Annotated in this window: 1 rRNA gene; it reads right to left on the bottom strand. The window is 66.4% G+C overall.

Annotated elements, in window-relative coordinates:
- Nucleotides 1–716: 716 nt before the first annotated feature.
- A 5S ribosomal RNA gene (rrf, locus tag AL3_RS17920) occupies nucleotides 717–833 on the bottom strand.
- Nucleotides 834–859 lie beyond the last annotated feature (26 nt).

Genomic DNA, 859 nt, shown 5'->3' on the forward strand with positions numbered 1-859 from the left:
GAACGCCAACAGCCCGCATTACCTGCGCACCGGGGAGTGCAGGTGTGGAGCAACACCCGGCAGGTAGGCGTGGGTGCGCAGCTCCGGCTGCCTGGGCCCCAGCAACCCGCTTTATCTGCGCACCGAGCAACTTGTATGGGAGGCCAGCATGGCTGGGTGCGCAGCTCTGATGACCTAGACCTCAGAAGTCCGCATTATCTGCGCACCGAGCAACTTGTATGGGAGGCGCCGGCATCGCTGGGTGCGCATCTCTGGCCACCAGGAGCGCCTGCAGGCCGCATTATCTGCGCACCGGGCAGTCCAGGTGTGGAGCACCACCCAGGCAAGTGCGCGTGGGTGGGCAGGTCCGGTGACCAAGAACGCCAACAGCCCGCAATATCTGCGCACCAGGGTGTCCGGCCGCGGAGCACCACCCAGGCAAGTGCGCGTGGGTGGGCAGGTCCGGTGACCAAGAACGCCAGCAACCCGCATTATCTGCGCACCAGGGTGTCCGGCTGCGGAGCACCACCTAACCAGGTTGGCGTGGGTGCGCGGCCGGTGGGATGAACTTCACAACACCCGCCATTCCCCGCGGACCGGACGCCGGCTGAACGGCAGTCGAAACCGGCCGGCCCGGTCCTGGGCTGGTGCTGCGGGGGGTTAAGCGGGTTCAGGCCCCGCAACAGTGTTGCGGGGCCTGAACCTGGGCCAACAAAAGGGGTGGCCTGTAAATGATTGTCCGGCGGTGACCTACTCTCCCACACCCTCCCGGGTGCAGTACCATCGGCGCTGCGGGTCTTAGCTTCCGGGTTCGGAATGGGACCGGGCGTTTCCCCCGCGCTGTGACCGCCGTAACCCTTCCAACCCTAACCCCCTCTGC

The organism is Arthrobacter luteolus NBRC 107841, from assembly GCF_001552075.1.
Taxonomy (GTDB): domain Bacteria; phylum Actinomycetota; class Actinomycetes; order Actinomycetales; family Micrococcaceae; genus Arthrobacter_B; species Arthrobacter_B luteolus.